Origin of the sequence: Pseudomonas ceruminis (assembly GCF_021602025.1) — a bacterium.
Classification (GTDB): Bacteria; Pseudomonadota; Gammaproteobacteria; order Pseudomonadales; family Pseudomonadaceae; genus Aquipseudomonas; species Aquipseudomonas ceruminis.
In genome coordinates, this window is the sequence record NZ_BQHW01000012.1 from 1 (window position 1) to 26,625 (window position 26,625).

Annotated in this window: 26 protein-coding genes and 1 pseudogene; 15 read left to right on the plus strand and 12 right to left on the minus strand. The window is 63.3% G+C overall.

Annotated elements, in window-relative coordinates:
• Positions 1 to 681, minus strand: a pseudogene (locus L6D80_RS15100) (transposase family protein); the annotation flags it as partial.
• Positions 682 to 1,057: 376 nt separating this feature from the next.
• Here L6D80_RS15100 and L6D80_RS15105 point away from each other — a divergent pair.
• Together L6D80_RS15105 and L6D80_RS15110 are read left to right on the plus strand one after the other, a co-directional pair.
• Positions 1,058 to 1,534, plus strand: coding sequence for an Lrp/AsnC family transcriptional regulator (locus L6D80_RS15105; RefSeq protein ID WP_003249795.1), 477 nt, complete (start codon positions 1,058 to 1,060; stop codon positions 1,532 to 1,534).
• A 54-nt stretch (positions 1,535 to 1,588) separates the two neighbouring features.
• Positions 1,589 to 1,792: a DUF2788 domain-containing protein gene (locus L6D80_RS15110; RefSeq protein WP_008092861.1), complete on the plus strand. Its 204-nt coding sequence runs from the start codon at positions 1,589 to 1,591 to the stop codon at positions 1,790 to 1,792.
• 161 nt (positions 1,793 to 1,953) lie between these two features.
• Here the strand turns inward: L6D80_RS15110 and L6D80_RS15115 are convergent, their stop codons facing one another.
• The 4 genes from L6D80_RS15115 to L6D80_RS15130 all read right to left on the minus strand — a co-directional run bounded on the left by L6D80_RS15115 (position 1,954) and on the right by L6D80_RS15130 (position 7,872).
• Positions 1,954 to 2,583, minus strand: a complete 630-nt coding sequence (locus tag L6D80_RS15115) for a pseudouridine synthase (protein ID WP_223849191.1) — start codon at positions 2,581 to 2,583, stop codon at positions 1,954 to 1,956.
• 6 nt (positions 2,584 to 2,589) lie between these two features.
• Positions 2,590 to 4,053, minus strand: coding sequence for an AMP nucleosidase (gene amn, locus L6D80_RS15120; protein ID WP_054900878.1), 1,464 nt, complete (start codon positions 4,051 to 4,053; stop codon positions 2,590 to 2,592).
• Between the two features lie 68 nt (positions 4,054 to 4,121).
• A complete protein-coding gene (locus L6D80_RS15125; RefSeq protein ID WP_054900877.1) occupies positions 4,122 to 5,774 on the minus strand; it encodes an acyl-CoA dehydrogenase family protein in 1,653 nt (550 codons plus the stop codon).
• A gap of 106 nt (positions 5,775 to 5,880) precedes the next feature.
• Positions 5,881 to 7,872, minus strand: coding sequence for a sensor histidine kinase (locus L6D80_RS15130; RefSeq protein WP_176516142.1), 1,992 nt, complete (start codon positions 7,870 to 7,872; stop codon positions 5,881 to 5,883).
• 265 nt (positions 7,873 to 8,137) lie between these two features.
• Between L6D80_RS15130 and L6D80_RS15135 the strand changes: the two genes are divergently transcribed.
• From L6D80_RS15135 to L6D80_RS15150, 4 genes are all read left to right on the plus strand, one after another.
• Positions 8,138 to 8,935 (plus strand): hydroxymethylpyrimidine/phosphomethylpyrimidine kinase, encoded by a 798-nt coding sequence (locus L6D80_RS15135; RefSeq protein WP_054900964.1) that lies wholly within the window; start codon positions 8,138 to 8,140, stop codon positions 8,933 to 8,935.
• Positions 8,936 to 8,949: 14 nt separating this feature from the next.
• Positions 8,950 to 9,573, plus strand: coding sequence for a thiamine phosphate synthase (gene thiE, locus L6D80_RS15140; protein ID WP_176516140.1), 624 nt, complete (start codon positions 8,950 to 8,952; stop codon positions 9,571 to 9,573).
• A gap of 17 nt (positions 9,574 to 9,590) precedes the next feature.
• On the plus strand, positions 9,591 to 10,874 hold the full coding sequence (gene hemL, locus L6D80_RS15145) for a glutamate-1-semialdehyde 2,1-aminomutase (RefSeq protein ID WP_176516139.1): 1,284 nt from the start codon (positions 9,591 to 9,593) through the stop codon (positions 10,872 to 10,874).
• Positions 10,875 to 11,121: 247 nt separating this feature from the next.
• Positions 11,122 to 11,667: a tetratricopeptide repeat protein gene (locus L6D80_RS15150; protein ID WP_054900873.1), complete on the plus strand. Its 546-nt coding sequence runs from the start codon at positions 11,122 to 11,124 to the stop codon at positions 11,665 to 11,667.
• Between the two features lie 5 nt (positions 11,668 to 11,672).
• Here L6D80_RS15150 and L6D80_RS15155 read toward each other — a convergent pair whose 3' ends face one another.
• A complete protein-coding gene (locus L6D80_RS15155; RefSeq protein ID WP_016393488.1) occupies positions 11,673 to 11,999 on the minus strand; it encodes a DUF1820 family protein in 327 nt (108 codons plus the stop codon).
• Positions 12,000 to 12,162: 163 nt separating this feature from the next.
• Between L6D80_RS15155 and L6D80_RS15160 the strand changes: the two genes are divergently transcribed.
• Genes L6D80_RS15160 through lnt form a run of 4 tightly spaced genes read left to right on the plus strand, consistent with a single transcriptional unit; the run spans position 12,163 to position 16,019 of the window.
• A complete protein-coding gene (locus tag L6D80_RS15160) occupies positions 12,163 to 13,161 on the plus strand; it encodes a PhoH family protein (RefSeq protein WP_054900872.1) in 999 nt (332 codons plus the stop codon).
• A complete protein-coding gene (ybeY, locus tag L6D80_RS15165; protein ID WP_054900871.1) occupies positions 13,154 to 13,627 on the plus strand; it encodes an rRNA maturation RNase YbeY in 474 nt (157 codons plus the stop codon). The genes L6D80_RS15160 and ybeY overlap by 8 nt, the downstream gene beginning before the upstream one ends.
• Before the next feature lie 26 nt (positions 13,628 to 13,653).
• A complete protein-coding gene (locus tag L6D80_RS15170; protein ID WP_054900870.1) occupies positions 13,654 to 14,493 on the plus strand; it encodes an HlyC/CorC family transporter in 840 nt (279 codons plus the stop codon).
• A gap of 8 nt (positions 14,494 to 14,501) precedes the next feature.
• Positions 14,502 to 16,019 (plus strand): apolipoprotein N-acyltransferase, encoded by a 1,518-nt coding sequence (lnt, locus tag L6D80_RS15175; RefSeq protein WP_054900869.1) that lies wholly within the window; start codon positions 14,502 to 14,504, stop codon positions 16,017 to 16,019.
• Between the two features lie 109 nt (positions 16,020 to 16,128).
• On the opposite strand, the gene L6D80_RS15180 is transcribed toward lnt, so the two are convergent.
• Both L6D80_RS15180 and L6D80_RS15185 read right to left on the minus strand, forming a co-directional pair.
• Positions 16,129 to 16,890: a YdcF family protein gene (locus L6D80_RS15180; RefSeq protein ID WP_054900868.1), complete on the minus strand. Its 762-nt coding sequence runs from the start codon at positions 16,888 to 16,890 to the stop codon at positions 16,129 to 16,131.
• A gap of 133 nt (positions 16,891 to 17,023) precedes the next feature.
• Complete coding sequence (locus L6D80_RS15185) at positions 17,024 to 17,338, minus strand: hypothetical protein (protein WP_176516136.1); 315 nt, start codon at positions 17,336 to 17,338, stop codon at positions 17,024 to 17,026.
• 226 nt (positions 17,339 to 17,564) lie between these two features.
• On the opposite strand from L6D80_RS15185, the gene leuS reads away from it, so the two are divergent.
• From leuS to L6D80_RS15210, 5 genes are all read left to right on the plus strand, one after another.
• Positions 17,565 to 20,171, plus strand: coding sequence for a leucine--tRNA ligase (gene leuS / locus L6D80_RS15190; RefSeq protein WP_176516135.1), 2,607 nt, complete (start codon positions 17,565 to 17,567; stop codon positions 20,169 to 20,171).
• A gap of 61 nt (positions 20,172 to 20,232) precedes the next feature.
• Positions 20,233 to 20,838, plus strand: coding sequence for an LPS-assembly lipoprotein LptE (locus tag L6D80_RS15195; RefSeq protein WP_054900865.1), 606 nt, complete (start codon positions 20,233 to 20,235; stop codon positions 20,836 to 20,838).
• Between the two features lie 37 nt (positions 20,839 to 20,875).
• Complete coding sequence (holA, locus tag L6D80_RS15200) at positions 20,876 to 21,913, plus strand: DNA polymerase III subunit delta (protein ID WP_054900864.1); 1,038 nt, start codon at positions 20,876 to 20,878, stop codon at positions 21,911 to 21,913.
• A gap of 103 nt (positions 21,914 to 22,016) precedes the next feature.
• Positions 22,017 to 22,181, plus strand: coding sequence for an alternative ribosome rescue factor ArfA (gene arfA, locus L6D80_RS15205; RefSeq protein ID WP_003257578.1), 165 nt, complete (start codon positions 22,017 to 22,019; stop codon positions 22,179 to 22,181).
• A 60-nt stretch (positions 22,182 to 22,241) separates the two neighbouring features.
• Positions 22,242 to 23,558, plus strand: a complete 1,317-nt coding sequence (locus tag L6D80_RS15210; protein ID WP_176516133.1) for a lytic murein transglycosylase — start codon at positions 22,242 to 22,244, stop codon at positions 23,556 to 23,558.
• 85 nt (positions 23,559 to 23,643) lie between these two features.
• Here L6D80_RS15210 and L6D80_RS15215 read toward each other — a convergent pair whose 3' ends face one another.
• The 4 genes from L6D80_RS15215 to L6D80_RS15230 all read right to left on the minus strand — a co-directional run bounded on the left by L6D80_RS15215 (position 23,644) and on the right by L6D80_RS15230 (position 26,610).
• Entirely contained in the window at positions 23,644 to 24,582 is a 939-nt protein-coding gene (locus L6D80_RS15215) for a S66 peptidase family protein (RefSeq protein WP_176516131.1), read from the minus strand.
• 86 nt (positions 24,583 to 24,668) lie between these two features.
• Entirely contained in the window at positions 24,669 to 25,685 is a 1,017-nt protein-coding gene (lipA, locus tag L6D80_RS15220; RefSeq protein WP_054900861.1) for a lipoyl synthase, read from the minus strand.
• A gap of 2 nt (positions 25,686 to 25,687) precedes the next feature.
• Positions 25,688 to 26,335: a lipoyl(octanoyl) transferase LipB gene (gene lipB, locus L6D80_RS15225; protein WP_054900860.1), complete on the minus strand. Its 648-nt coding sequence runs from the start codon at positions 26,333 to 26,335 to the stop codon at positions 25,688 to 25,690.
• Entirely contained in the window at positions 26,335 to 26,610 is a 276-nt protein-coding gene (locus tag L6D80_RS15230) for a DUF493 domain-containing protein (RefSeq protein ID WP_054900859.1), read from the minus strand. Before L6D80_RS15230 ends, lipB begins: the two co-directional genes overlap by 1 nt.
• Positions 26,611 to 26,625: the final 15 nt, after the last annotated feature.

Below are 26,625 nucleotides of genomic sequence, written 5' to 3' on the forward strand. Positions count from 1 at the left end.
AGCTCTGTGTTGTCTTGTGGTATGCCCGCTTGGGCAGCACCAGCAAACGGCGCTCTCCCAAGACCTGAAACAGCCTATCTCGGCCGACTTGGAATCGCTTGTCAGGTTGGCAATGCAGCAAATAGTGCAGCTTGCGGGTACCCAGACGCGGCTGGCGCAGCCGGACTTGCTGAACAAACTGAACCACCCGATCTGCCTGGCGCTCTTTGCCATCAGCGGCTCGGTTGCGTTTGTAGTATGCCTGTCGACTGATGCCTAGAAACTGACAAGCCCTGGCAATGCTCAGTCCTGCGACTTGGCCTTGCGAGAGGACTTGCCGGATCGCTTTTTTACGACCGAAACACCATAGTCATTTTTCAGAACATCAACGACCGTCTCGAAGAACTGGGCCTTCTGGCTCATCAGCTCAAGCTGCTGCTCAAGCTCTTTGATCCGCTGCTCTGGAGTGAGCGGTTTGGGGTCAGACATCGCGCAGCTCCTCTCGACTCGGATCGATGCCCCTTGGCTCCAATCCTGCCGACCGTGCTTACGCAACCATACCAGAACCGTCGACCGGCCCTGAATGCCATACCGTTCCTGGGCCTGGCCGTAGGTCATCTCGCCTTTTTCAATCTGATCAACCACCGCCAATTTAAAAGACAGTGAGTAATCTCGCTGTGTGCGCTTTACACCTTGCTCCATCTGACTCTCCGGAAATTCGGGATGGGAGGTGTAAACCTTATTCAGGACGGGACACGGACATGAAAAAAGGGAGGCCACTGGGGCCTCCCTTCGAGAATTGTCGTCCGTGCTCGGCGCTTGTGGCGCCGGCTCACCTCACACGCTCTTGTGGAGTGTGTGTAGCCCGGGGGCCTGCAGATCCGATGGGATGGCGGGCCGCGACCGCCCGCCTAGGGCGCGTCGCCGTGGACTGATGTCCGGGCAGTGATTCTGTGGATAAAGATACGGGAGTGCCTGGGGCAGGAGATTGCGAATATTGCTCATATAAATAGCACTTGCGCAATTTTTAACCCTGGATCGATAATTCACAGCAATCCGAACAGAAAAGGCCTTTTCCATGAGCAAGCTTGACCGCTACGACCTGAGCATCCTCGCCGAATTGCAACGCGACGCCCGCATCTCCAACCAGGAGTTGGCCGAACGCATCGGCCTGTCGCCCTCGCCGTGCTCGCGTCGGGTCAAGCAGTTGGAGGACGACGGCTACATCTCGCGCCAGGTTGCCCTGCTCGATCGCAAGAAACTCGGCCTGAGCCTGACCGCCTATGTGCTGATCGGCATGGACCGCCATACCCCAGAGCGCTTCGAGACGTTCGAAGCAGCGATTCGCAACTTGCCCCAGGTGCTCGAATGCAGCCTGGTCACCGGTATGGATGCCGACTATCAGCTCAAGGTCGTGGTGCCGGACATGGATCACTACCAGAAATTACTACTAGGCAGCCTGACCCGTATTGAAGGCGTCACCAGCGTGCGCTCCAGCTTCGTGCTCAACCAGGTGCTGGCGAGCACCGAGCTACCCTTGACCCACCTTCGTTAAATGCTCGCACCGCCCGGCGTATAATCAGCCGCTCAGCCAGCCTGGAGAACAACAATGGATCCCGCCGTATTCGAAGAATGGATGATGATCATCCTGGTCACCGTGTTGATCGGTTTCATGGGTTTCATCGTCTGGGACCTGGCGAAAAAGTCCAAGGCTGGGCGGTTTGGCACGATGATCCTGTTCTTCGTACTGGGCTTGGGGGTGCTGGCCTTCATCATCAAGAGCGTGGTGGTGGGGTTTCTGGAAGGGGTCTAGCGGCCTCTCGAACGGGTAGGCGATGACGGAATGTAGGCTTGCCAGCGCCTAAGGTCATGGGGGCTTGCCCCACGAAACAGGCAACGCGGTGGTGGCGGGGCATGCTTGCAGCCACAGGAACTGCGTCAACGTTCCAAGGGCAGTCCAGGCACCCGCGAGCGCTACAGCCTTGCCGGCACCTCGCGCCAGCAGCCCTGCTCCAACCCATCCAGTGCCCAATCCCCAATTCGCACCCGCACCAGGCGCAAGGTCGGCAAGCCCACCGCCGCTGTCATGCGCCGCACCTGGCGGTTACGCCCCTCGCGAATCACCAGCTCCAGCCAGCTTGTCGGCACGCTCTTGCGATAGCGTACCGGCGGGTTGCGTGGCCACAGGTCAGGCTCATCCAGGCGCCGTGCTTGAGCCGGCAGCGTCGGGCCATCATTGAGCTCGACACCCTCACGCAGCCGCTGTAACTGTTCGTCACTTGGCTCGCCTTCGACCTGCACCCAGTAGGTCTTGGCCAGCTTGTGCCTGGGATCGGCAATGCGCGCCTGCAGCCCCCCATCGTTGGTCAGCAGCAACAGGCCTTCACTGTCCCGGTCCAACCGCCCGGCCGGGTAGACGCCAGGGATATCGATGTAGTCCTTGAGCGTCGCACGCCCTTCGCCGTCGCTGAACTGGGTCAGTACATCGAACGGTTTGTTGAACAGGATCAGGCGCGGCTCGGCCGGCGGCGCCTTGGGCTGGCGTCGCGGGCCGGCAGGCCGCGCCTGCGGGCGGCGCGGCTTGGAACGGGGTGGAAGTGGCATGGACCCTCAGCGGAACGGCGGCTCATCGAAGCTGCGCAGTTTACGCGAGTGCAGCGAATTGAGCTCGGTGCGCAACAGGTCGAGTGCAGCAATGCCGATCTTCAGGTGCTGGCTGACCGCACGGTTGTAGAAAGCGTTGGCCGAACCCGGCAGCTTGATTTCACTGTGCAACGGCTTGTCGGACACACACAGCAACGTGCCGTAGGGCACCCGCAGGCGATAACCCTGGGCGGCGATGGTGCCGCTTTCCATGTCTACCGCCACGGCCCGCGACAGGTTGATCAGCGGCCGTTCCTGGGCCCAGCGCAGTTCCCAGTTACGGTCGTCGTAGGTCAGCACGGTGCCGGTGCGCAGGCGCTTTTTCAGCTCTTCGCCACGTTCGCCGGTGACCTGCGCTGCCGCCTCCTGCAGCGCCAGCTGCACTTCTGCCAGCGCGGGAATCGGGATGTTCGGCGGCACGACCCGGTCGAGGATGCCGTCGCGGCGCATGTAGGCGTGGGCCAGCACATAGTCGCCAATGGTCTGCGACTGCCGCAGGCCGCCACAGTGGCCGATCATCAGCCAGCAGTGCGGCCGCAGCACGGCCAGGTGGTCGGTGATGTTCTTGGCGTTGGACGGGCCGACGCCAATGTTGACCAGGGTGACGCCATCGCCGTCGGCCGCGATCAGGTGGTAGGCCGGCATCTGGTAGCGGTGCCAGACCACGCTGGCCACCAGCGCCTGCGCCTCACCGTGGTCCATGCCTTTTTCGATCGACACGTTACCCGGCAGCACCATGCGCACGAAGCGCGGGTCATCCCGCAGTTGCTCGAGGCCATGGCTGATGAACTGGTCGACATAGCGGTGATAGTTGGTCAGCAGGATCCACGGTTGCACATGGCGCCAGTCGCTGCCGGTGTAATGCACCAGGCGGCGCAGGGAGAAATCGACGCGGGCGGCGTCGAACAGTGCCAAAGGCAGGGTCTCGGCGCTGCCCCAGTCGCACAGGCCATCGGCAATGTTGTCGGTGGCGGCGGACAGGTCGGTGCTGGGGAATACCCGCGCCAGTTCGGCGGCGGTGATACCGCTGCCAGCCAGTTCATCGCCCTGGTCGACCACATACGGGTACGGGATGTTCTGTTCACTGATGCCGACTTCCACGGTCACGGTGTAGTCGTGCATCAACGGGCGCAACTGCTCGAGCAGGTAACCGCGAAAGGCCGCAGGCTGGGTGACGGTGACGCTGTAGGTGCCAGCGACCTGGACCTTGGCATAGGCGCGGGTGGTGGCGGCAACCTCGCCGTGGCTGTAGTAGGTCAGGCGCAGCGCCGGGTACCGGTACACGGCGCGCTCGTCGGCGTCCGGCTCGGTACGATCCTTCAGGTAACGCTTGAGGGCCTGGCTGAGGGCCCCGGTGGCCTGTTCATGCAGGGCCGCCAGACGATCGACGGCCTGTTCGGGGGTATCAACGACTACAAAGGCGTGGCTCACACTGTGCTTCCTGTCTGGACATGCATGTCAGCCATCTTGCCTACCTTCGTCGCTAAAAACACCCCCTGTCAGCTCGGCCAGACAGGCGTAGCCCGCGCCACCAGCGCCTGGACGTCGGCGCCCCGGGGCAAGGCCCCATAAGCCCGGCCGCCCGTTGCCAGTCGGCTGCCGATGAAGGCATCGCTGACCGCCGCATTTCCGGCCTCCAGCAACAGCTTAGCCTGCAGGGCCAAGGCAATGTCCTCGGTCAACTGCCGCGCACGGTACTGAATGTCACTGGTGTCGGCGAAGGCGCCCTTGAGGTTGCCGATGTGCGCAGCCAGCCGCGGGTCGCCGTGCCCATCGCCCAGTTCGGCGAACAGCGCATCGAGCACGCCCGGCTCCTTGGACAACGCCCGCAGCACGTCCAGGCACTGCACATTGCCCGAGCCTTCCCAGGTGGAATTGACCGGCGCCTCGCGATAAAGGCGCGGCAGGATGCTGTCCTCGACATAACCGGCACCGCCCAGGCATTCGGCGGCCTCGTTGATCATCCCTGGCGCGCGTTTGCAGATCCAGTACTTGCCCACTGCCGTGACCAACCGGGCGAAGTGCGCCTGGTGCGGGTCATCGAGTTGCTCCAGGGCTTGCCCCATGCGCAGGCTCAATGCCAGCGCCGCTTCGCTTTCCAAGGCCAGGTCGGCGAGCACGTTCTGCATCAGGGGCTGCTCGCTCAGCACCCGGCCACCGACCTTGCGGTGCGCGCAATGGTGGGTGGCCTGGGTCAGGGCCTGGCGCATCAAAGCACTGGAGCCGACCATGCAGTCGAAACGAGTCATGGCCACCATCTCGATGATGGTCGGCACACCCCGCCCCTCCTCGCCCACCATCCAGGCCAGGGCGCCACGGAACTCCACCTCGCTGGAGGCATTGGAGCTGTTGCCCAGCTTGTTCTTCAGGCGCTGAATGTAGAACTGGTTGCGGTTGTCGTCCGGGCGGTGGCGCGGCAGCAGGAAGCAGCTCAGGCCCTTGTCGGTCTGCGCCAGGGTCAGGAAGGCGTCGCACATCGGTGCCGAGCAGAACCACTTGTGCCCGACCAGTTCGTAGGGCTGGCCCGGGCCGGGGCTGCCGACTGGGTAGGCGCGGGTGGTGTTGGCACGCACATCGGTACCGCCCTGCTTTTCGGTCATGGCCATGCCGATGGTTACGCCGGCCTTGTGGCGATCGCCGACATTGCGTGGGTCATACTCGCGGGCGAGGATCTTCGGCAGCCAGTATTCAGCCAGTTCGGGCTGCAACCTGAGCGCAGGCACAGCGGCGAAGGTCATGGTCAGCGGGCAGCCCGTGCCGGCTTCTGCCTGGCTGTGCAGGTAGGTCATAGCGGCCCGGGCCACATGGGCGCCGGCGCGGGGCTCGGCCCAGGGCAACGAGGGCAGGCCGTGCTCCACGGCTGTGCGCATCAGTTCATGGTAGGCGGGATGAAATTCCACCAGGTCGATGCGGTGGCCATAGCGGTCGTGGCTGCTGAATTCGGGCTTGTGTGCATTGGCCAAAAAACCGGCAGCCATCAGCGGCCCGCCCGCCAAGGCACCGTAGGCGTCGATCCGCGACTCGGCCCATCCGGCCCCGAAACGCCGCGACCACGCCTGCAACGGCAGGTCCAGGCGGTACAGGTTGGCACCGTCGAGCGACGGCGGCTGGTTGGTGACTTCGTGGGTTTCAGCGTACTGGTGCAGGTTCATCGCGAGCTCCTGGAGGCCGGGTATGCCTGAAAGCCCCAGTGAAGCACTCCCTGCCGGGCAGTCAAAGTGACAAAAATGACTAAACGTGTAGTCGCAGCCCGCTAACCTAGAACCCGTTGCCCGCCGAAACCGCCCTGCCCGGCGGCCTCTGCAACTGGGCAATCGCCACCTGCAAGGTAAACTCGAACCGGCTGCCCAGCCCGCGCGTCGACTCGTGGGACAACCTGCCGCCCAGCACCTCACCCATCTGCCGGCAGATAGACAGGCCAATCCCCAGCCCGCCATAGCGCCGGGTCATCGAACCATCGACCTGGAAGAAGCGCTGGTAGAGCAGCGCCTGGTCAAGGTCATCGAAACCGATGCCGCTGTCGCTCACGGTGAACGTCAGCACCAGGCTGCCCGGCCCCTGACGGCGCCCGCGGGCCTGGATCATCACCCCGCCCTGGTGGGTGAACTTCAGGCCGTTATCTACCAGACAGCCCAGGCAACGGGCCAACTTGTGCGCATCGCCAAGCAATTCGTCCGGCAGGTCGGCGGGAACATCCAGGCTCAGGTACAACCCCTTGCTCAGGGCCATTCCGGCGTAACCGGCGCGCAGTTCCTGAAGCATGCGGCGCAGGCTGAATGGCGCGGCCTGCACCCGCGCCCGACCGGCCTGCAGTTCGGTGAGGGTCAGGATATCGTCAACCATGCCCATCATGTCCTGGGCAGAGCCCGCCGCAGTACGCTGGTACTGGGCCATCTCGGCGCTCATGGGCAGCGTCTGCATCAACTCCAGCGAGCCGATCACGCCATTCATTGGCGTGCGCAACTCGTGGGTGACGGTGGCGAGGAATTCGTCCTTGAGCAGATTGCTCCTGGCCAGTTGCTGGTTCAGTTGCTCCAGAGTACGCCCGGTATCACGCAGGGTCTGCGCCTGCTGGTTGCGCATGCTGTTGATACGGTCGGCCAGCGCCAGGGACAACAACGCCACCTCCAAGGCCGAACCCAGCTGGCTGGCGTACATGGTGATGAACACGTTGGGCAGATACCCCAGTACCATCAGGGTGTTCACCAGCCCGCCGAGCAGAAACGCCGTCCAGGCGATGATGAACCAGCGCGCCACGCGCAGGCCGCGCGACCAGGCGTACAGCCCGGCAGTGAAAATGCTGACGGTGAACAGCAGGGCCAGTACCGTGGCCATGCGCAAAGCAATGCCGTAGGGCATGGTCACCGCCAGCAGCATCACCCCCCCTCCACCGAGCATCAGTAGCTGCAGAAGCCGGTCCAGGCCCCGGCTGAGCTTGCCCAGGCGCAGGAAGTAGCGGGCGAACTGGCAACCGAACAAACCGGCCGCACCGATGAACAGGGGCGTCGCAGCATTGGCCCACCATGGGCTGTTGGGCCAGAAGTAAGCCACCCCGGCGCCGTTAACCGACACCTGGTAAAGGCCGAATGAGGCGATGTAGAGGATGTAATAGAGGTAACTGACATCTCGCACGCTGAGGTAGATGAACAGGTTGTACACCAGCATCACCAGCAACACGCCGTAGATCATCCCCAGTACATACAGCCGAGTGGGCTGCTCTTCCATGTAGGCTTCGCTCGACCACAGCGCCAGCGGCGCCTGCACCGATCCCTCGCTGTGCAAGCGCAGATAGACCGTGGTCGCCTGGCCGGGTAGCAAGGGTAGCGTGAACAGGTAGTTGTTCTGGCGGATCTGCCGGCTGTCATAGGGCAGGGCATCACCGGTGCGCTGCACCAGGCGGTAGACGCCATCGCTGTCAGGCAGGTACAGCTCGAGATGGTCCAGTGGCGGATAGGCCAGTTCCAGCAACCATTGGCGAGGAGCGCTGCGGGCCGGGGCCAGGTAATGCAGGTCGACCTTGAGCCAGAACACCGAAGTCGAATAGCCGGCGTTCAGCACGTCTTCATGGTGTGTGCGGAAGCGGTTGGCGAACAGGGGCGCCGAGACCTGGGCAATGCTGGCGCTGCCCTCGCGGTCTTCATACACCTGCATGACCCTGCCCAGCGGAAGATGCCGGGTGGTATCGTCGAAATCGACCGCACGGGCCAGCACGGGCAACAAGCCCAGAAGCACAATTACCAAATAGCGCATACAGCCCCAGCATGGCCTGTCCAGTTGCGTCGCGATGGCCCCCTATCCTTTTGAGACGACGAAATCCGGCAGCACCCGTTTATCGAGTTATTCGAGCACTCTAGCATAGCTTTCCCTGCGGGTAACGAGCCACTCCAACCTTGAAAGAAAAGGCTCTAAAACAATGCTTTCAGAGCATATCAAAGGACAAATCTGACCATCCGATCAACAAAACCCATTTGTAGGACGATCCGCACAAATGGGTTTGGTGGTAAGCTCGCCGACCATGAATACCTACAGCTCCCGCCCTGTTGTCCTCTGTCTCTCCGGCCACGACCCAAGTGGCGGTGCCGGCTTGCAGGCAGATATCGAAGCCCTGATCGCCCAAGGCTGTCATGCCGCGCCTGCGGTAACCGCCTTGACCGTGCAGGATACCGTCAATGTTTCCGACTTCCGCGTGCTCGATCGCGAGTGGGTGCTGGCCCAGGCCAACGCCGTGCTGGCCGACTCCACGGTAGCCGCCGTCAAGCTGGGGATGCTCGGCTCGCTGGAGATGGTCGATACCGTCGCCGAACTGCTTGGCGCCCACCCTCACCTGCCGCTGGTCTGCGACCCCGTGCTACGTGCCGGTGGTGGCGGCCGCCTGGGCAAGGACGAAGTGGGCTATGCCCTGCGCGAGCGCCTGCTGCCGCTGGCGACCATCGCCACGCCAAACTTGCCCGAGGCCCGTATCCTCGCCGAGCTACCGGAAGGCACCGCAGATGAATGTGCGCAAAAGCTGTTGCCGTTCTGTAGACACCTGCTGATTACCGGCGGTCACGGCGACGAAGACGAAATCCACAACCGCCTGTACAGCCGTGATGGCCAGCGCCACACCTGGACCTGCCAGCGCCTGCCCGGCAGCTACCATGGCTCGGGGTGCACCCTGGCCAGCGCCCTGGCTGGCCGCCTGGCCCTGGGCGAGCAACTGCAGAGCGCGGTCCGCAGTGCACTCGACTACACCTGGCGCACCCTGCGTGACGCCGAGCAGTTGGGCAAGGGCCAGTTCGTCCCGCGCCGCCTGCCCCTGGACTACTGCTCCTGATACGAGGCTCTCAGATGAAGCTCCGCGGTCTGTATGCAATCACCGACAGCCAGCTGCTCGCCGGCCGTTTCCTGCCCCATGTCGAGGCAGCGCTGGAAGGCGGCGTGTGCCTGCTGCAGTACCGCGACAAGAGTGACGACGCGGCCCGTCGCCTGCGCGAAGCCGAAGGGCTGATGAAACTCTGCGAGCGCTACGGCACGCAGCTGATCATTAACGATGACGCCGAACTGGCCGCGCGCCTGGGGGTCGGCGTGCACCTGGGGCAGACAGACGGCCCGCTGACCCCGGCCCGTGCCTTGCTTGGCCGCCAGGCGATCATCGGCTCGACCTGCCACGCGCAACTCGAGCTGGCCAAGCAAGCGGCCAGCGAAGGCGCCAGCTATGTCGCCTTTGGCCGCTTTTTCAATTCCGTGACCAAGCCGGGGGCGCCTGCCGCCAACGTCGACCTGCTGGAGCAGGCCCGTGCCCAGGTCAAACTGCCGATCGCCGTGATCGGCGGCATCACCCTCGACAACGCCGCCCCACTGGTCGCCCACGGTGCCGACCTGCTGGCGGTGATCCATGGCCTGTTCGGTGCCGACAGCGCGCAGGAAGTTACCCGCCGCGCCCGCGCCTTCAACGCCCTGTTCGCTTCCTGATTTCGAGAGAAGATCCCATGTCCCGTTCCGAATCCCTGTTCGCCCAAGCCCAGAAGCACATCCCCGGTGGCGTCAACTCGCCGGTGCGCGCCTTCAAGAGCGTTGGCGGCACCCCGCTGTTTTTCAAGCACGCTGAAGGCGCCTATGTCGTCGACGAGGACGACAAGCGCTACGTTGACTACGTCGGTTCCTGGGGCCCAATGATCCTTGGCCACGGCCACCCGGACGTGCTTGATGCGGTGCGCAACCAATTGCAGCACGGCCTGTCCTACGGCGCCCCGACCGCCATGGAAACCGAGATGGCCGACCTGGTCTGCTCGTTGGTGCCGTCCATGGAGATGGTGCGCATGGTCAGCTCCGGCACCGAAGCCACCATGAGCGCGATCCGCCTGGCGCGTGGCTATACAGGCCGCGATGCCATCATCAAGTTCGAAGGCTGCTACCACGGCCACTCCGACAGCCTGCTGGTCAAGGCCGGTTCCGGCCTGCTGACCCAAGGCGTGCCAAGCTCGGCGGGTGTCCCGGCTGATTTCGCCAAACATACCCTGACCCTGCCGTTCAACGATATCGCCGCCGTCGAGAAGACCCTGGCCGACGTCGGCCAGACCGTGGCCTGCATCATCGTTGAACCGGTGGCTGGCAACATGAACTGCGTACCGCCGGCACCCGGTTTCCTCGAAGGGCTGCGCGAGCAGTGCGACAAGCATGGCGTCGTGCTGATCTTCGACGAAGTGATGACCGGGTTCCGCGTCTCGCTGGGCGGCGCCCAGGGTCACTACGGCATCACCCCGGACCTGTCGACCTTCGGCAAGATCGTCGGCGGCGGCATGCCGGTCGGTTGCTTCGGCGGCAAGCGCGAGATCATGGGCTGCATCGCCCCGCTCGGCCCGGTCTACCAGGCCGGTACCCTGTCGGGCAACCCACTGGCCATGGCGGCCGGCCTGACCACCCTGAAACTGATCAGCCGCCCGGGCTTCCATGCCGAACTGACCGACTTCACCAGCCGTATGCTCGACGGCCTGCAACAACGTGCCGATGCCGCTGGCGTGCCATTCGTCACCACCCAGGCAGGTGCCATGTTCGGCCTGTACTTCAGCGGTGCCGACGACATCGTCACCTTCGATGACGTGATGGCCAGCGACGCGGAACGTTTCAAGCGCTTCTTCCATCTGATGCTCGAAGGTGGCGTGTACCTGGCGCCCAGTGCGTTCGAGGCGGGCTTTACCTCGATTGCTCACGGCGAAAAAGAGCTTCAGATCACCCTGGATGCGGCTGAGCGGGCGTTTGCGGCACTGAAGTAAATGCATTGCCTGGGCAGGCTGTTCGCAAGCAGACCCGTCCCCCACCGATACCGCCACGGACGTTGAAAACCGGGGTGCATGCAGGGGAGCGGGTTGGCCCGCCCAGGCAATATCGGAGCAGCCACAATCAGCCAGTTCCCCAACCCCTACAGAAATTCGAGTAAAACTTTGTAAGGTTGGCGCTGCTTATCCCATAATGTGCCACCAGAGACATTGGCCGCAGCTTTGCAGAGGTAAGTCGATCCCCATGAACCGCACCGGCCGCGCCCTGACCTTGGGCTGCCTGTTGCTTCTTCAGCCCCTGCTGGCCCTGGCGGAGGGTGGTAACTCGTTGCTGATTCCGGCAACGGGGCGCTGCACGCTCAATGTCCAGCCAGAAGACCTGCAGAACGCTCTCAAGGCTTGCGAGCAGACGGCGGCGACCGGGGACGCCCAGGCGCAGTATGAGTTGGGTGAGTACTACTACACGCAAACGCCCAAGGACTTGAAAAGGGCCCTGGACTGGTTCGAAAAAGCCTCGCTGCAAGGCCATGCCGAAGCCCAGTATCGCCTCGGTGCCATGTTCTTCCATGGCGAAGGGGTCAAGGCCAATAACGTGCAGGCCTACATCCTGTTGAAGATGGCCGCGGTCAACGGCGCTGAAGATGCGCTGGACATGGCCGACGAAGTGACCGAGCAGATGCCCCGCGACGAGCTGGAGCACGCTACCCAGGTGCTTGGCCAGATCTTCCGCAAATACCTGCTGGAACTGCAGAACGCCGAAGGGCGCACGCCGTTCTCGCCGCTTCCCTGATTCGTTTACTTTTCAGGCATCGGCATGGGGAACGGCATCACGTTGCCACCACCCTTGGCTTCGCTGATCTTGGCTGTGCCCAGGCGTTCCACCTCGTCGATACGCACGATCGAGTGCATCGGCACGAAGCTGCGGATCACACCCTCGAACTGGTTCTTGAGTTTCTCCTCGCTCGGGTCGACCACCACCTGGGTGCGCTCGCCGAAAACGAATTCCTCGATTTCAAGGAAGCCCCACAGGTCGCTTTGATAGATCTGTTTGGCATACATCTCGAAGACCTGCCCCTGGTTGAGGAAGATCACTTTATAGATGGCGGGTTCGCGCTTGCTCATGTTGGGCGGGATAACACATGTGTAAGAAAAGTCGCGCATCATAGCAGACAGGCCTGTTGATCTGTGCTGCTCGTACCGTTGAACGTTTCAGTGCTTTCGCCCCTGCCGTTCAAGGGTTATTCTTGAGTTCACCCTTATTGCCGTCGAGCGGCCAAAAAAAACCTTGAACGCACCCATAGAACCCCATCGCTTCATCCTCGAACCTTTCGAGGCCCACCGTTTCGCCAACCTGTGCGGCCAGTTCGACGAGCACCTGCGCCTGATCGAACAACGCCTGGCTATCGAGATCCGCAACCGCGGCAATCAATTCGAGCTGATCGGCGAACCCAAGACCACCTCCGCTGCCGAGCAACTGCTGCGCCGCCTCTATCGCGAGGCCAAGGCCACCGAGCTGTCGCCGGAAACCGTACACCTGTACCTGCAGGAGTCGACCGTCGAGAACATCGACAACCCAGCGGTCAACGAGGTGAGCGTCTCGCTGCGCACGCGCAAGGGCAATATCCGCCCGCGCGGCGTCAACCAGCAGCGCTACGTCAAAGAAATCCTCGCCAACGACATCAACTTCGGCATCGGCCCAGCGGGTACTGGCAAGACGTACCTGGCCGTGGCCTGCGCCGTGGATGCCCTGGAACGCGAGCAAGTGCGCCGCATCCTGTTGGTGCGCCCAGCGGTGGAGGCCGGCGAGAAGCTCGGCTTCCTGCCTGGCGACCTCGCGCAGAAGATCGACCCGTACCTGCGCCCGCTGTATGACGCCCTGTACGAAATGCTGGGGTTCGAGCACGTGGCCAAGTTGATCGAGCGCCAGGTGATCGAGATCGCCCCGCTGGCCTACATGCGTGGCCGCACCCTGAACAACAGCTTCATCATTCTCGACGAGAGCCAGAACACCACGCTCGAGCAGATGAAGATGTTCCTTACCCGCATCGGCTTCGGCTCTACCGCCGTGATCACCGGCGACATCACCCAGGTCGACCTGCCACGCGGTACCAAGTCCGGCCTGGCTCACGTGATCGAAGTGCTCAGGGACGTCCCCGGTATCAGCTTTACCCACTTCCAGCCCAAGGATGTGGTTCGCCACCCACTGGTGCAGCGTATCGTCGAAGCCTATGACCGTTTCGATGCACGCCAGGCCAAGCCCGAGGCAGCCGGCAAAGATGCTTGAACTCGACCTGCAACGGGCCACGGACGCCGCCGCCCCCGACGATGTCGCTTTCCGCCGCTGGTGCGAGCTGGCCCTGCGCCAGCGCACGGCCGATTCGGAAATGACCATCCGCCTGGTGGACGAGGCCGAAGGCCGCGAGCTCAACCACACCTATCGGCACAAGGACTACGCGACCAACGTGCTGTCGTTCCCGGCCGACGTACCCGATGAACTGCTCGACATCCCACTGCTCGGCGACCTGGTGATCTGCGTCCCCGTGGTCGAGCGCGAGGCGGTCGAACAGGGCAAGTCGCTGCAAGCCCATTGGGCGCATCTGGTCATCCACGGCTGCCTGCACCTGCTCGGCTACGACCACATCGAAGACGATGAGGCCGAAGAGATGGAAGCATTGGAACGCCAATTGCTGGCAGAACTGGGTCACCCGGACCCTTATGCCGATGACCAGACCGATTCAATCACACACTGATACTGCAAGGATCACGAGAAACCGCCATGAGCGAAGATCGATCGAGCAACGGGCAGAAGTCCTGGCTGGGTAAACTGACCCAGGCTTTTGCCCATGAGCCGAAAAACCGCCAGGAGCTCCTTGAGCTGCTGCGCGAAGCCCATCAGAACAAGCTGCTCGACAGCGAAGCACTGACCATCGTCGAAGGTGCCATTCAGGTCGCCGACCTGCAGGTACGCGACATCATGGTGCCGCGTTCGCAGATGATCAGCATCAAGGCCACCCAATCACCCCGCGAATTTCTGCCGGCCATCATCGATGCCGCACACTCGCGCTACCCGGTGATCGGCGAAAGCCATGACGATGTGCTCGGGATCCTGCTGGCCAAGGACCTGCTGCCGCTGATCCTCAAAGAGAACGGCGACAGCTTCAACATCAAGGACCTGCTGCGCCCGGCCACGTTCGTGCCGGAGTCCAAGCGCCTGAACGTGCTGCTGCGCGAGTTCCGGGCCAACCACAACCACATGGCCATCGTCATCGATGAATATGGTGGTGTGGCGGGCCTGGTGACCATCGAGGACGTGCTCGAACAGATCGTCGGTGACATCGAAGACGAACACGACGTCGAGGAAGACAGCTATATCAAGCCACTGCCCAGCGGCGACTTCCTGGTCAAGGCGCTGACACCAATCGAAAACTTCAACGAATTCTTCGACAGTGATTTTTCCGACGATGAGTTCGACACGGTTGGCGGCCTGGTGATGAGCGCCTTCGGCCACCTGCCCAAGCGCAACGAGACCACCGAGATCGGGCCTTATAAGTTCCGTATTCTCAACGCCGACAGCCGGCGGATACACTTGCTGCGCCTTACACCGATCACCCGCTAAGGACAATCATGCGTTGGATCACCCGCCCCGGCTGGCCCGGTAACCTGCTGGCCTTGGCGGCCGGCGCTTCCACCCTGCTGGCCCTGGCGCCATTCGACATCTGGCCGCTGGCCTTGCTGTCCATTGCCGTGCTCTACCTGGGCCTGCGCGAGCTCACCCCGCGTCAGGCCATGTGGCGCGGCTGGTGCTTCGGGTTCGGCTTGTACGGTGCCGGCACCTGGTGGATCTACGTCAGCATGAACACCTATGGCGGCGCCTCGCCGTTGCTGGCGATCCTGCTGCTGCTGGCCTTCTTCGCTGCGCTTGCCTGGTTCTTTGCCCTGCCCACCTGGCTGTGGGCACGCTGGCTGCGGCGTAATGAAGCGCCATTGGCCGATGCCCTGTGCTTTGCCGCACTGTGGCTGATGCAGGAGGCCTTCCGTGGCTGGTTCCTCACCGGGTTCCCCTGGCTGTATGCCGGTTACAGCCAACTGGATGGCCCGCTGGCAGGCCTGGCCCCACTGGGCGGCGTGTGGCTGATCTCCTTTACCCTGGCGCTGAGCGCCGCATTGCTGTGCAACCTGCACCGGTTGCGCGCGCGCCCGTCCTTCCTCGTCGCCGGCGTGGTCTTGCTGTTGGCCCCGTGGGTGGTCGGCATGGCACTCAAAGGCCACGCCTGGACCAAGCCCGCTGGCGACCCGCTCAAGGTCGCGGCCCTGCAAGGCAACGTCGAGCAAGAGCTCAAATGGGACCCGGCGCACATCGATGCACAGTTGGCGCTGTACCGCGACATGAGCTTCAGCGCCAAGCCCGTGGACCTGCTGGTCTGGCCGGAAACGGCCGTACCCATCCTCAAGGACCAGGCCCAGGGCTACATCGATGTGATGGGCCGCTTTGCCGCCGAGCGGCATTCGGCGCTGATCACCGGCGTACCGGTACGTGAAGTGGTGCATCACCAGCGCCGCTATTACAACGGCATCACCGTCACCGGTGAAGGCGACGGTACCTACCTCAAGCAGAAGCTGGTGCCGTTCGGCGAGTATGTGCCTCTGCAGGACATGCTTCGCGGCCTGATCGAGTTCTTCAACCTGCCGATGTCGGACTTTGCCCGCGGCCCTGAAGACCAGCCGCTGCTGCAGGCCAAGGGTTACCAGATTGCCCCGTACATCTGCTACGAGGTGGTCTACCCCGAATTCGCCGCAAGCCTGGCGGCGCGCAGCGACCTGTTGCTGACCATCAGCAACGATACCTGGTTCGGCACCTCGATCGGCCCGCTGCAGCACCTGCAGATGGCGCAGATGCGCGCGCTTGAAGCGGGCCGCTGGATGATCCGCGCCACCAACAACGGCGTCACCGCACTGATCGACCCCCATGGCAAGATCACTGCGCAGATTCCTCAGTTCCAGCGGGCGATCCTGTATGGCGAGGTGGTACCGATGCAGCAGCTGACGCCGTACCTGCAGTGGCGGTCGTGGCCGCTGGCGATTGTCTGTGTGTTGTTGCTGGGCTGGGCGTTGCTGGCCGGGCGTATCGCCAAGACCGTGTGACGCGGCCTGGAGCGGGTTTGCCCGGCGGGCACAGGAAGGTCGCGTTAACATCCAGCAGTGGGCGACAGCTCCATTACCGGCCTTGTGGCCGGTAATGCCAGGGCAAGGCTCAGTAGAACAGCCGATACCCTAGCAACCCTACCGCTTCATTCAACAGTTGCCCGCTCTGCCACATCGCCCGGCTCTCGGGCAGCAAGCCAGCGAATGGCCGCGCATGGTCGCGCCCAAGGAACCCCATCGGCGCCGGCACCACCTCGAACCCGGCACGCTCGAAGCTCCAGCGCGAACGCTGCATGTGCCAGGCCTGGGTTACCACGACCACCCGGCGAATCCCCAACGGCTGCAGAATGTCGGCACTGAACTGGGCGTTTTCCCAAGTGGTGCGGCTGCCCCCTTCCTGCCATTTGACCTCGACCGAAAAGTCTTCGCGCAAGCGATCGGCCATCAACTGTGCCTCGCTCGGCGGCGTGCCGTAGTGCAAGCCACCGCTGGTCAATAGGGGCAAACCGGAGGCCTTGGCCAGGCGCGCAGCAAAGCGCATACGCTCAAGGGCGGTGGCCGCAGGCTGGTCATCGCCGCCCCACGCCGGGTCGCCGCGCTCGCGCCCTGCTCCCAGCACCACGATGGCATCGGCCCGCTTCGCCAGCCCTGCCCACTCGCTCACCGCCAGCGGCGACTCGGTCTCCAGCACACGCGCCCCCTGCTGCACCACCAGCGGCAGGCTCATCAGCCACAGCCCACCCAGCCCCAGCACAAAGCACAATGCCGCCAGCCGCGGGCGCCGGGTGCGTAACCACCAGGCAGCGAGCAGCAGCAGGAACAGGACGCCTGGCGGCATCAACCATTGCTTGATGAAGAATCGAATCGGCATCGGCCACACCTCCATGGAAGGCGTGCAGCCTAAGAGGATCGGCGCCGGTCAACAAGGGGTGCGACCGGCGCCGATCATGAGCAGTGTATTGAAGAACCGGCGCGCAATGGCCTGCGCCTGGCGTCCTGAACGGCTAGCGATGCGGCAGCGTCCTGGAACTCGCCTTATTGGCGGGGCGTTTCTTGTCCTTTAGCCAGATGATCTTTGCCGACGTCGGTTCCGCTTTTGCGTAGGCACCGGCGCAGGCATTGCGGCGTTCCGGGAGGGACTCCAGGTAGGCCTTGATCACTTCGAACTCTGCGTGGCTAAGGCCGCGCAACTCCAGCTCGGCTGGCATCTCGTCGCGCAACCGCACCGAGGTTCTGGCGACTTCCAGCGCCAGGCCCAAACGGTCGATCAGGCGTTCGTAAAGCTCCGGTTTGATTGCGGTTAGCTGCGTCTCTCCCATCCGTTCACCTCATTGAAGATAAGAATATCTCCCCCCACACATGAGCTTAGCGGCACTGCAAAAAGCAGCAGAGCGCAGCGACCAGCGGCCATTCGCAATCAAGGTTTCCCACGACGCGCGGCGCTGCTGTATGCTACGGCGTTCACCCTTACGACACCGGAGTGCCGGACGCAGCGAGGTTCCGCTGCCTGGAACAAGGTCTCATTTCTCTCAGCCAAAAGTAGCCATGCACGAACAATACACGCCCCGTGATATCGAAGCCGCCGCCCAGAAGTTCTGGGACGAGCAACAATCGTTCGCTGTTACCGAACAGCCAGGCAAAGACACCTACTATTGCCTATCGATGTTCCCGTACCCGAGCGGCAAGCTACACATGGGCCACGTTCGCAACTACACCATCGGCGACGTGATTGCCCGCTACCAGCGCATGCTGGGCAAGAACGTCCTGCAGCCGATGGGCTGGGACGCCTTCGGCATGCCCGCAGAAAACGCGGCGATGAAGAACAACGTCGCGCCGGCCAAGTGGACCTACGAAAACATCGACTACATGAAGACCCAGCTCAAGAGCCTGGGCCTGGCCATCGACTGGGCACGTGAAGTCACCACTTGCAAGCCGGACTACTACCGCTGGGAACAGTGGCTGTTCACCCGCCTGTTCGAAAAAGGCATCATCTACCGCAAGAACGGTACCGTGAACTGGGACCCGGCCGACCAGACCGTACTCGCCAACGAGCAGGTCATCGACGGTCGCGGCTGGCGTTCGGGCGCGCTGATCGAAAAGCGCGAAATCCCGATGTACTACTTCCGCATCACCGACTACGCCGACGAGCTGCTGGAAAGCCTCGATGAGCTGCCGGGCTGGCCTGAACAGGTCAAGACCATGCAGCGCAACTGGATCGGCAAGTCGCGTGGGATGGAAGTGCAGTTTCCGTACGACCAGGCGAGCATCGGCCACGAAGGCACGCTGAAGGTCTTCACCACTCGCCCGGACACCCTCATGGGTGCCACCTACGTTGCCGTCGCCGCCGAGCACCCGCTGGCCACCCAGGCTGCCCAGGGCAACCCGGCGCTGCAGGCGTTCATCGACGAGTGCAAGAGCGGCAGCGTTGCCGAAGCCGACATGGCCACCCAGGAGAAGAAGGGCATGGCCACTTCTCTGCTGGTCGAACACCCGCTGACTGGCGAGAAACTGCCGGTATGGGTCGCCAACTACGTGCTCATGCACTACGGCGACGGCGCCGTGATGGCCGTCCCAGCCCATGACGAGCGTGATTTCGAGTTCGCCCACAAGTACAACCTGCCGGTCAAGGCCGTGGTGCGTACCAGCGCTGGCGATGAAGTCAGCAGCGAGTGGCAGGCCGCCTACGGCGAGCATGGCCAGCTGATCAACTCCGGCGAGTTCGACGGCCTGGACTTCGCCGGTGCCTTCGACGCCATCGAAGCGGCCCTGATCCGCAAAGAGCTGGGCAAGTCGCGTACCCAGTTCCGCCTGCGCGACTGGGGCATCAGCCGCCAGCGCTACTGGGGCTGCCCGATCCCGATCATCCACTGCCCCTCCTGCGGCGACGTACCGGTGCCGGAAGACCAACTGCCGGTCACCCTGCCTGAGAACGTGGTACCCGACGGCGCCGGTTCGCCACTGGCACGCATGCCTGAGTTCTATGAGTGCACCTGCCCTAAATGCGGCACCGCAGCCAAGCGCGAAACCGACACCATGGACACCTTCGTCGAGTCGTCCTGGTACTTCGCTCGCTACGCCTCGCCGAACTACGACCAGGGCCTGGTCGACCCTAAAGCGGCCAACCACTGGCTGCCGGTGGACCAGTACATCGGGGGTATCGAACACGCGATCCTGCACCTGCTGTACGCGCGCTTCTTCCACAAGCTGATGCGTGACGAAGGCCTGGTGACCTCGAACGAGCCATTCAAGAACCTGCTGACCCAGGGCATGGTCGTCGCCGAAACCTACTTCCGTACCGCCAGCAATGGTGGCCGCGAATGGTTCAACCCTGCCGACGTCGAAGTCGAACGTGATGCTAAGGCCAAGATCGTTGGCGCGCGCCTGAAGACCGATGGCCTGCCGGTAGAAATCGGTGGCACCGAGAAGATGTCGAAGTCCAAGAACAACGGCGTCGACCCGCAATCGATGATCGAAGCCTACGGTGCCGACACCTGCCGTCTGTTCATGATGTTCGCTTCGCCGCCCGACATGAGCCTGGAGTGGTCGGACTCCGGCGTCGAAGGTGCAAGCCGCTTCCTGCGCCGTGTCTGGCGCCTGGCTCAAGCGCATGTAGGCCAAGGCCTGCCGGGCAAGCTGGACACTGCCGCCCTGAGCGACGAGCAGAAGGTCATCCGCCGCGCGATCCACGCTGCAATCAAGCAGGCCAGCAACGATGTAGGCCAGTTCCACAAGTTCAACACCGCCATCGCCCAGGTGATGACCGTGATGAACGTACTGGAGAAGGCACCGCAAGCCAGCGAACAGGACCGCGCCCTGCTTCACGAAGGCCTGGAAGCCGTTACCCTGCTGCTGGCGCCGATCACCCCGCACATCTCCCACGAACTGTGGAAGGCGCTGGGCCACGAGCAAGCGGTGATCGATGCAAGCTGGCCTGCCGTCGACGAAAGCGCCCTGGTGCAAGACACCGTCACGCTGGTGGTGCAGGTCAACGGCAAGCTGCGTGGCCAGGTTGAAATGCCTGCTGCCGCCAGCCGCGAAGACATCGAAGCCGCAGCCCGCAATAACGAAAATGTCCTGCGCTTCATCGATGGCCTGACCATCCGCAAGGTCATCGTGGTACCGGGCAAGCTGGTCAACATCGTCGCCAACTGATGGCAACGCCCACCCGCAGTCAGTGCGGGTGGGCGGTATCGGCCCACAAGGGAGCAACAACATGATCAAACGCAATCTGCTGGTAATGGGCCTGGCCGTCATGCTCAGCGCCTGCGGTTTCCAGTTGCGCGGTACCGGCACCAACGAGCTCAGCATCAAGGAGATGGACGTCAGCGCACGCAACGCCTACGGCCAGACCGTAAACGAGCTGCGTCAGATTCTCCAGCGTAGCGGTGTCAACATCCATACCGGCGCGCCGTATCGCCTGGTGCTCACCAACGAGCAGGAAAACCAGCGCGCGGCGAGTTACAACGGCGGTAGCCGCACGGCCGAGTACGAACTCAACACCGTGCTCAACTACAGCATCCTGGGGTTGAACAACCTTGAGCTGCTCAGCGACAAGGTCGAAGTGCGCAAGGTGTATGTACGTGACGGCTCGAACGTCACCGGCTCCGACCAGGAGGCCACCCAGGCCCGCGCGGAAATGCGCCGTGACCTGGTACAGTCGTTGATCGCACGCCTGCAGAACCTGACGCCGGCTCAGCTGGACGAACTGCAGCGCAAGGCCGACGACCGCGCCAAGGCCGAAGCCGACGCGCTGGAAGCTGCGCGCCGTCAGCAGGCGGAGACGCCGCAGCAATCGCCGCTGGAAATCCCGGGCCAGTGAGCCCGAGCGGGGCACCTCGGTGCCCCGCCTGTTTCCCATGAAACTCGCACCCGCCCAACTCAACAAGCACCTGCAAGGCGCCTTGGCCCCTGTCTATGTGGTCAGTGGCGATGACCCGCTGCTGTGCCAGGAAGCCGCCGATGCCATCCGCAACGCGGCGCGCCAGCAAGGTTTCGACGAACGCCAGGTGTTCAGCGCCGACGCCAACTTCGACTGGGGCACATTGCTTCAGGCGGGCGCCAGCCTCTCCCTGTTCGCTCAACGCCGCCTGCTGGAGCTGCGCCTGCCCTCCGGCAAGCCTGGCGACAAAGGCGCTGCGGCGTTGATGGAATACTGCGCCAACCCCGCTGAAGACACCTTGCTGCTGGTCAGCCTGCCCAAGCTCGATGGCAGCGCGCAGAAGACCAAATGGGGCAAGGCGCTGATCGAAGGCGCCCACTGCCAGTTCATCCAGATCTGGCCGGTGGACGCCCAACAGTTGCCACAATGGATCAACCAACGCCTGGCCCAGGCCGGGCTCTCGGCGCAGCGCGATGCGGTCGACCTGATCGCTGCGCGGGTCGAAGGCAACCTGCTGGCTGCGGCCCAGGAAATCGAAAAGCTCAAACTGCTCGCCGAAGGCAACCAGATCACCGTCGAAACGGTGCAATCTGCCGTGGCCGACAGCGCGCGCTTCGATGTGTTTGGCCTGGTCGATGCCATCCTCAATGGCGAGGCCGCGCATGCCCTGCGCATGCTCGAAGGCCTGCGTGGCGAAGGCGTGGAGCCCCCGGTGATTCTCTGGGCACTGGCCCGTGAGCTGCGCCTGCTGGCTGGGTTGGCCCAGCAGTTCAGCCAGGGCGTGCCGCTGGACAAGGCCTTCAGCCAGGCCAGGCCACCGGTGTGGGACAAACGTCGCCCACTGGTCAGCAAAGCCCTGCAGCGTCTTTCGGCGCAGCGTTGGGCGCAGTTGCTGCAGGATGCCCAGCGCATCGATGCCCAGATCAAAGGGCAGGCCGAGGGTTCGCCCTGGACCGGGCTGTCACGCTTGTCGCTGCTCATGGCCGGGCAGCGCCTGGTACTGCCGCCCGAGTGAGCCAGGCATCCCCGCCCCCTTTCCATATACACAATCAATTGGCCCTGCCCTCTCTTCGGGCCTACAGTCCGCCCCGCAATCCACCCCAAACGGGATTATCGCCATGAGTAAAAAGCCGAAAAAGCACGGCCCCAACAAGGCCAAGTCGATCATCGCCCAGCCACTGTTCCGCTGCCGCCAGGAACAACCGAACAAAGGCAAAGGCAGCTACCGCCGCGAAGCCTTCCAATCGAGAGATTGGGAGGCTTCTTACTTTTTGGCCGCATGAAAGCATCGAAAGCGCAGGCATGGTATGGTCGGCACCTGACCTGAAATTCTGGATCTGTGCATGCCCTTCAGCCTTCTCCCCCGTTGGAAATCCCGCCAACTGCTCGCGGTCTCCAGCTTCATCCTGCTCGTCGCCTGTGCGGAAAAACCCACCGCCGCCGACGCCCTGCCGCTGGCACCTGCCCAGCCCGCGCCGGTAGTGACCCTGCCCAGCGCCACGCCCGACGTCAGCACTGACATCCAGCCGCTGCAGACCTTTGCCCAATGGCAGGCCGGCTTCCGTCAGCAGGCGCTGCAAGCGGGTATTTCGGCAAGCACCTTTGACCGTGCGTTCATCGGCGTGACACCCGACATGGACGTGATCAAGGCCGATCGCAGCCAGCCCGAATTCACCCGCCCGGTGTGGGAGTACCTCGAAGGCGCACTGTCGCCCCTGCGGGTACGAAACGGCAAGAAGCTGCTGGAGCAGAATGCCGAACTGCTGAGCCGAATCGAACAGCGCTATGGCGTTGACCGCCAGGTGCTGGTCTCGGTATGGGGCATGGAGAGTAACTTCGGCCAGTTCCAGGGCAGCAAGTCAGTGATTCGCTCACTGGCCACCCTTGCCTACGAGGGCCGCCGCCCACAGTTTGCCCAGGACCAGCTGATCGCCGCGCTGCAGATCATCCAGCATGGCGACATCCAGCCCGAGGCCATGCGCGGCTCGTGGGCCGGCGCCATGGGCCAGACCCAGTTCATTCCGACCACGTACAACACCCACGCCGTGGACTTCGACGGTGATGGCCGCCGGGATATCTGGAACAGCACCCCCGACGCCCTGGCCTCGACGGCCCACTATCTGCAAAGCTCGGGCTGGAAGCGCGGCCAGCCCTGGGGCTTCGAGGTGCAAGTACCGGCAGGGTTCGACTACTGGCTGGCCGACGGCTCGCTGCGCAAGCCGGTCAGCGAATGGCTGCAAATGGGTGTGAAACTGCCGGCGGGCACGCAATTGCCGGCGGGCAGCAACGAGTTGTCTGCCGCCCTGCTGCTGCCGGCTGGCGCTCGAGGCCCGGCCTTCTTGGTGCTGGACAATTTCCGCGCGATCCTCAGGTACAACAACTCATCGTCCTACGCACTGGCGGTGAGCCTGCTGGGCGATCGTTTCTCGGGGTGGGGCTTCATTGCCGGCAGTTGGCCGAAGGAGGACCTGCCGTTGAGCCGCAGCGAACGCATGGAGCTGCAGAACCTGCTCAATGCCAGCGGGCACGAGGCAGGCAACCCGGACGGCATCATCGGTGCCAACACCCGCAAGGCCATTCGTAATGCCCAGCAGGCGCTTGGGTGGCCGGCAGACGGCTATCCGACGCACAAGCTGCTCGATAGCCTGCGCCAGCGCTGAAACCCAGGCGTGCAGCCGGCTCCCACAGGTACAGCCTTGTCGGAGCTGGCATGCCAGCGGTGGGCCGCCGAGCGGCCCCAAATATTCAACCCCTGAACAGGTCTTGCGCCAACACCAGGCTCAGCTTCTCGCTGTCGAGCACCACCTCGCCCCCCAGCGGCAAACACACATTCGGATCACAATGCCCACTGCGCCAGCCGGCCAGTACCGGCACACCCAGCGGGCCAAAGATGTCCTGCAACAGCGGTGTCAAAGCCGCCACGGTGATCCCGGCGAAATCCCCCACCAGCACACCCTTCACCCCCTCCAGCTTGCCAGCCAGGCGCAACTGAGTCAGCAAACGGTCGACCCGGTACAGGGGCTCATTGACGTCCTCGATGAACAGGATGCTGCCCTGCGTATCGATCTCGGCCATCGTCCCCAGGGTTGCGCCCAGTATCGACAGGTTACCGCCCAGCAAACGCCCGCTGGCAACACCCGGTACGATGCAACTCAAGGCAAAATCGGCCGGATGCGCAATGGCATCGCCCTCCCCCAGTTGCCCGCTCAGTTGTGCCAGTAGCGAGGACTCGGTCGGCTCCCGCTTGGCCCCCAGCAGGTCAGCATTGAGCATCGCCCCATGGAAGGCCAGCAAGCCGGTATGCCGGAAGATGGCCAGGTGCAGCGCTGTGATATCGCTATAGCCGATCAACGGCTTGGGGTTACGGCGGATCAGCTCAAAGTCGAGCTGATCGAGCAGGCGCATGCTGCCGTAGCCACCACGCATGCACAAAATGGCATCGATGGCCGGGTCGGCAAAGGCATCGTGCAGATCCTGCAGGCGTTGCTGGTCCGCGCCAGCCAGATAACCTTCAGCTTGATCGACCCCCGGATAGATACGGCACCTGTAGCCGCGGCTGGCAAACCACTGGCTGGCCTTCTGCGCATCCAGCCGAGTCGGTCCGGCCGGCGCGACGATGGCAAAGCAGGCGTTACCCGGCAGCGCGGCGGGCAAGCGAGGATCAAAGGTCTCAGTGCAAATCATTGCGACTCCTTGCAGTGCATGACGCCAAAACAACAATGCCGATGCCGCCTTTCGGCGCGCATCGGCATGTAGGGCTCAAACCAGGATCAGAGCTTGATCTTGGCTTCGTGAGCCTGCTGGTCGGCGTGGTAGGACGAACGCACCAGCGGGCCCGACGCGACGTTCTTGAAGCCCATCTTGTAGCCTTCCTCGGCGAACCAGGCGAAGGTGTCCGGGTGAACGAAGCGCTGCACCGGCAAGTGGCTGCGCGAAGGCTGCAGGTACTGGCCGAGGGTCAGCATGTCGATGTCATGCTCGCGCATGCGGTGCATCACCTCGATCACTTCCTCGTCGGTTTCGCCCAGGCCGAGCATCAGGCCCGACTTGGTCGGCACATGCGGCACCATCTGCTTGAACTTCTGCAGCAGGTCCAGCGACCAGTCGTAGTCCGAACCTGGGCGGGCGGCCTTGTACAGGCGCGGGACGGTTTCGAGGTTGTGGTTGAAGACATCCGGCGGCTCTTGCGCGGTGATCTCCAGGGCCACGTCCATACGGCCACGGTAGTCCGGCACCAGCGTCTCAAGTTGCACGCCCGGCGACAACGCGCGGATCTCACGGATGCAATCGGCGAAGTGCTGGGCACCGCCGTCACGCAGGTCGTCGCGGTCCACCGAGGTAATCACCACGTACTTCAGGCGCAGGTCGGCGATGGCGACGGCCAGGTTCTTCGGCTCGTCCACATCCAATGGCTTGGGCCGGCCGTGGCCGACGTCACAGAACGGGCAGCGACGGGTACAGATGTCACCCATGATCATGAAAGTCGCGGTGCCGCCAGAGAAGCACTCGCCCAGGTTCGGGCAGGATGCCTCTTCGCAGACACTGTGCAGCTTGTGCTTGCGCAGCAGCTGCTTGATGCGGTCTACCTCGGGGGAAACCGGGATGCGCACACGGATCCAGTCGGGCTTTTTCGGCAGCTCGTCAGTGGGGATGATCTTCACCGGGATGCGCGCGACCTTATCGGCTCCCCGCAGCTTGACCCCAGCTTCCACTTTCTTCGGCGCTGGGCGCGCGGTGGCATCCTGGGTAGGTATCAGGTTCGGCACGGCTTCTTGCACAGTTGTCATATTCAGTCGATTCCGCCCGTCAGGGTCGTCTGCTCAGCATAGTCGAGGTGCTTGACCAGCTGTCCGCGCAGCCTTGTCCTGACCTCGTCGAGTTCGATCGGACCTGCCAGGTCGCGCAACTGGGTCATGGCCAGCCCCGCATACCCACAGGGGTTGATTCGGCGGAATGGCGCAAGGTCCATATCCACGTTCAGAGCAAGGCCGTGAAAAGAACGGCCGTTGCGGATTCGCAGGCCGAGGGAGGCGATCTTCGCTCCATCGACATAGACACCCGGCGCATCGGGCTTGGCAGCGGCGCTGATACCGTAGCTGGCCAGTAGCTCGATCAGCGTCTGCTCGATGCGGCTGACCAGTTCGCGCACGCCAAAGCCCAGGCGGCGCACGTCCAGCAACAGGTAGGCCACCAGTTGCCCGGGGCCATGGTAGGTCACCTGGCCGCCGCGGTCTGTCTGCACCACCGGGATATCGCCCGGCACCAACAGGTGCTCGGCCTTGCCGGCCTGGCCCTGGGTGAAGACCGCGGGGTGCTCGACCAGCCAGACTTCGTCCTGGCTGTCCGGGCTACGCTGCTCGGTAAAGCGACGCATGGCCTCCAGCACGGGTTCATAGCGCTGCAGGCCAAGGTCGCGAAAGCCGAGACAAGCGGGCATCAGAGCACCATTTTCACGATGCCAGTCGCGCGCAAGGCACTGTTGATGTCGTGTAGCTGGTTCTCGCTTTCGGCAACGATGTGCAATTGCACCGTGGTGTACTTGCCTTCCTTGCTCTGGCGCTCGGCCAGGGTGGAAAGGTCGACCTTGGCGTGCTTGCTCAGGACTTCGATCACCATGTCCTTGAAGCCGACAACGGTGTCGCCGATGACCTTGATCGGGTAATCGACGCAGGGGAATTCGATTTTGTGTGACTTGACGTCAGGTTCGCTCATGGCGGAAACGGCCTC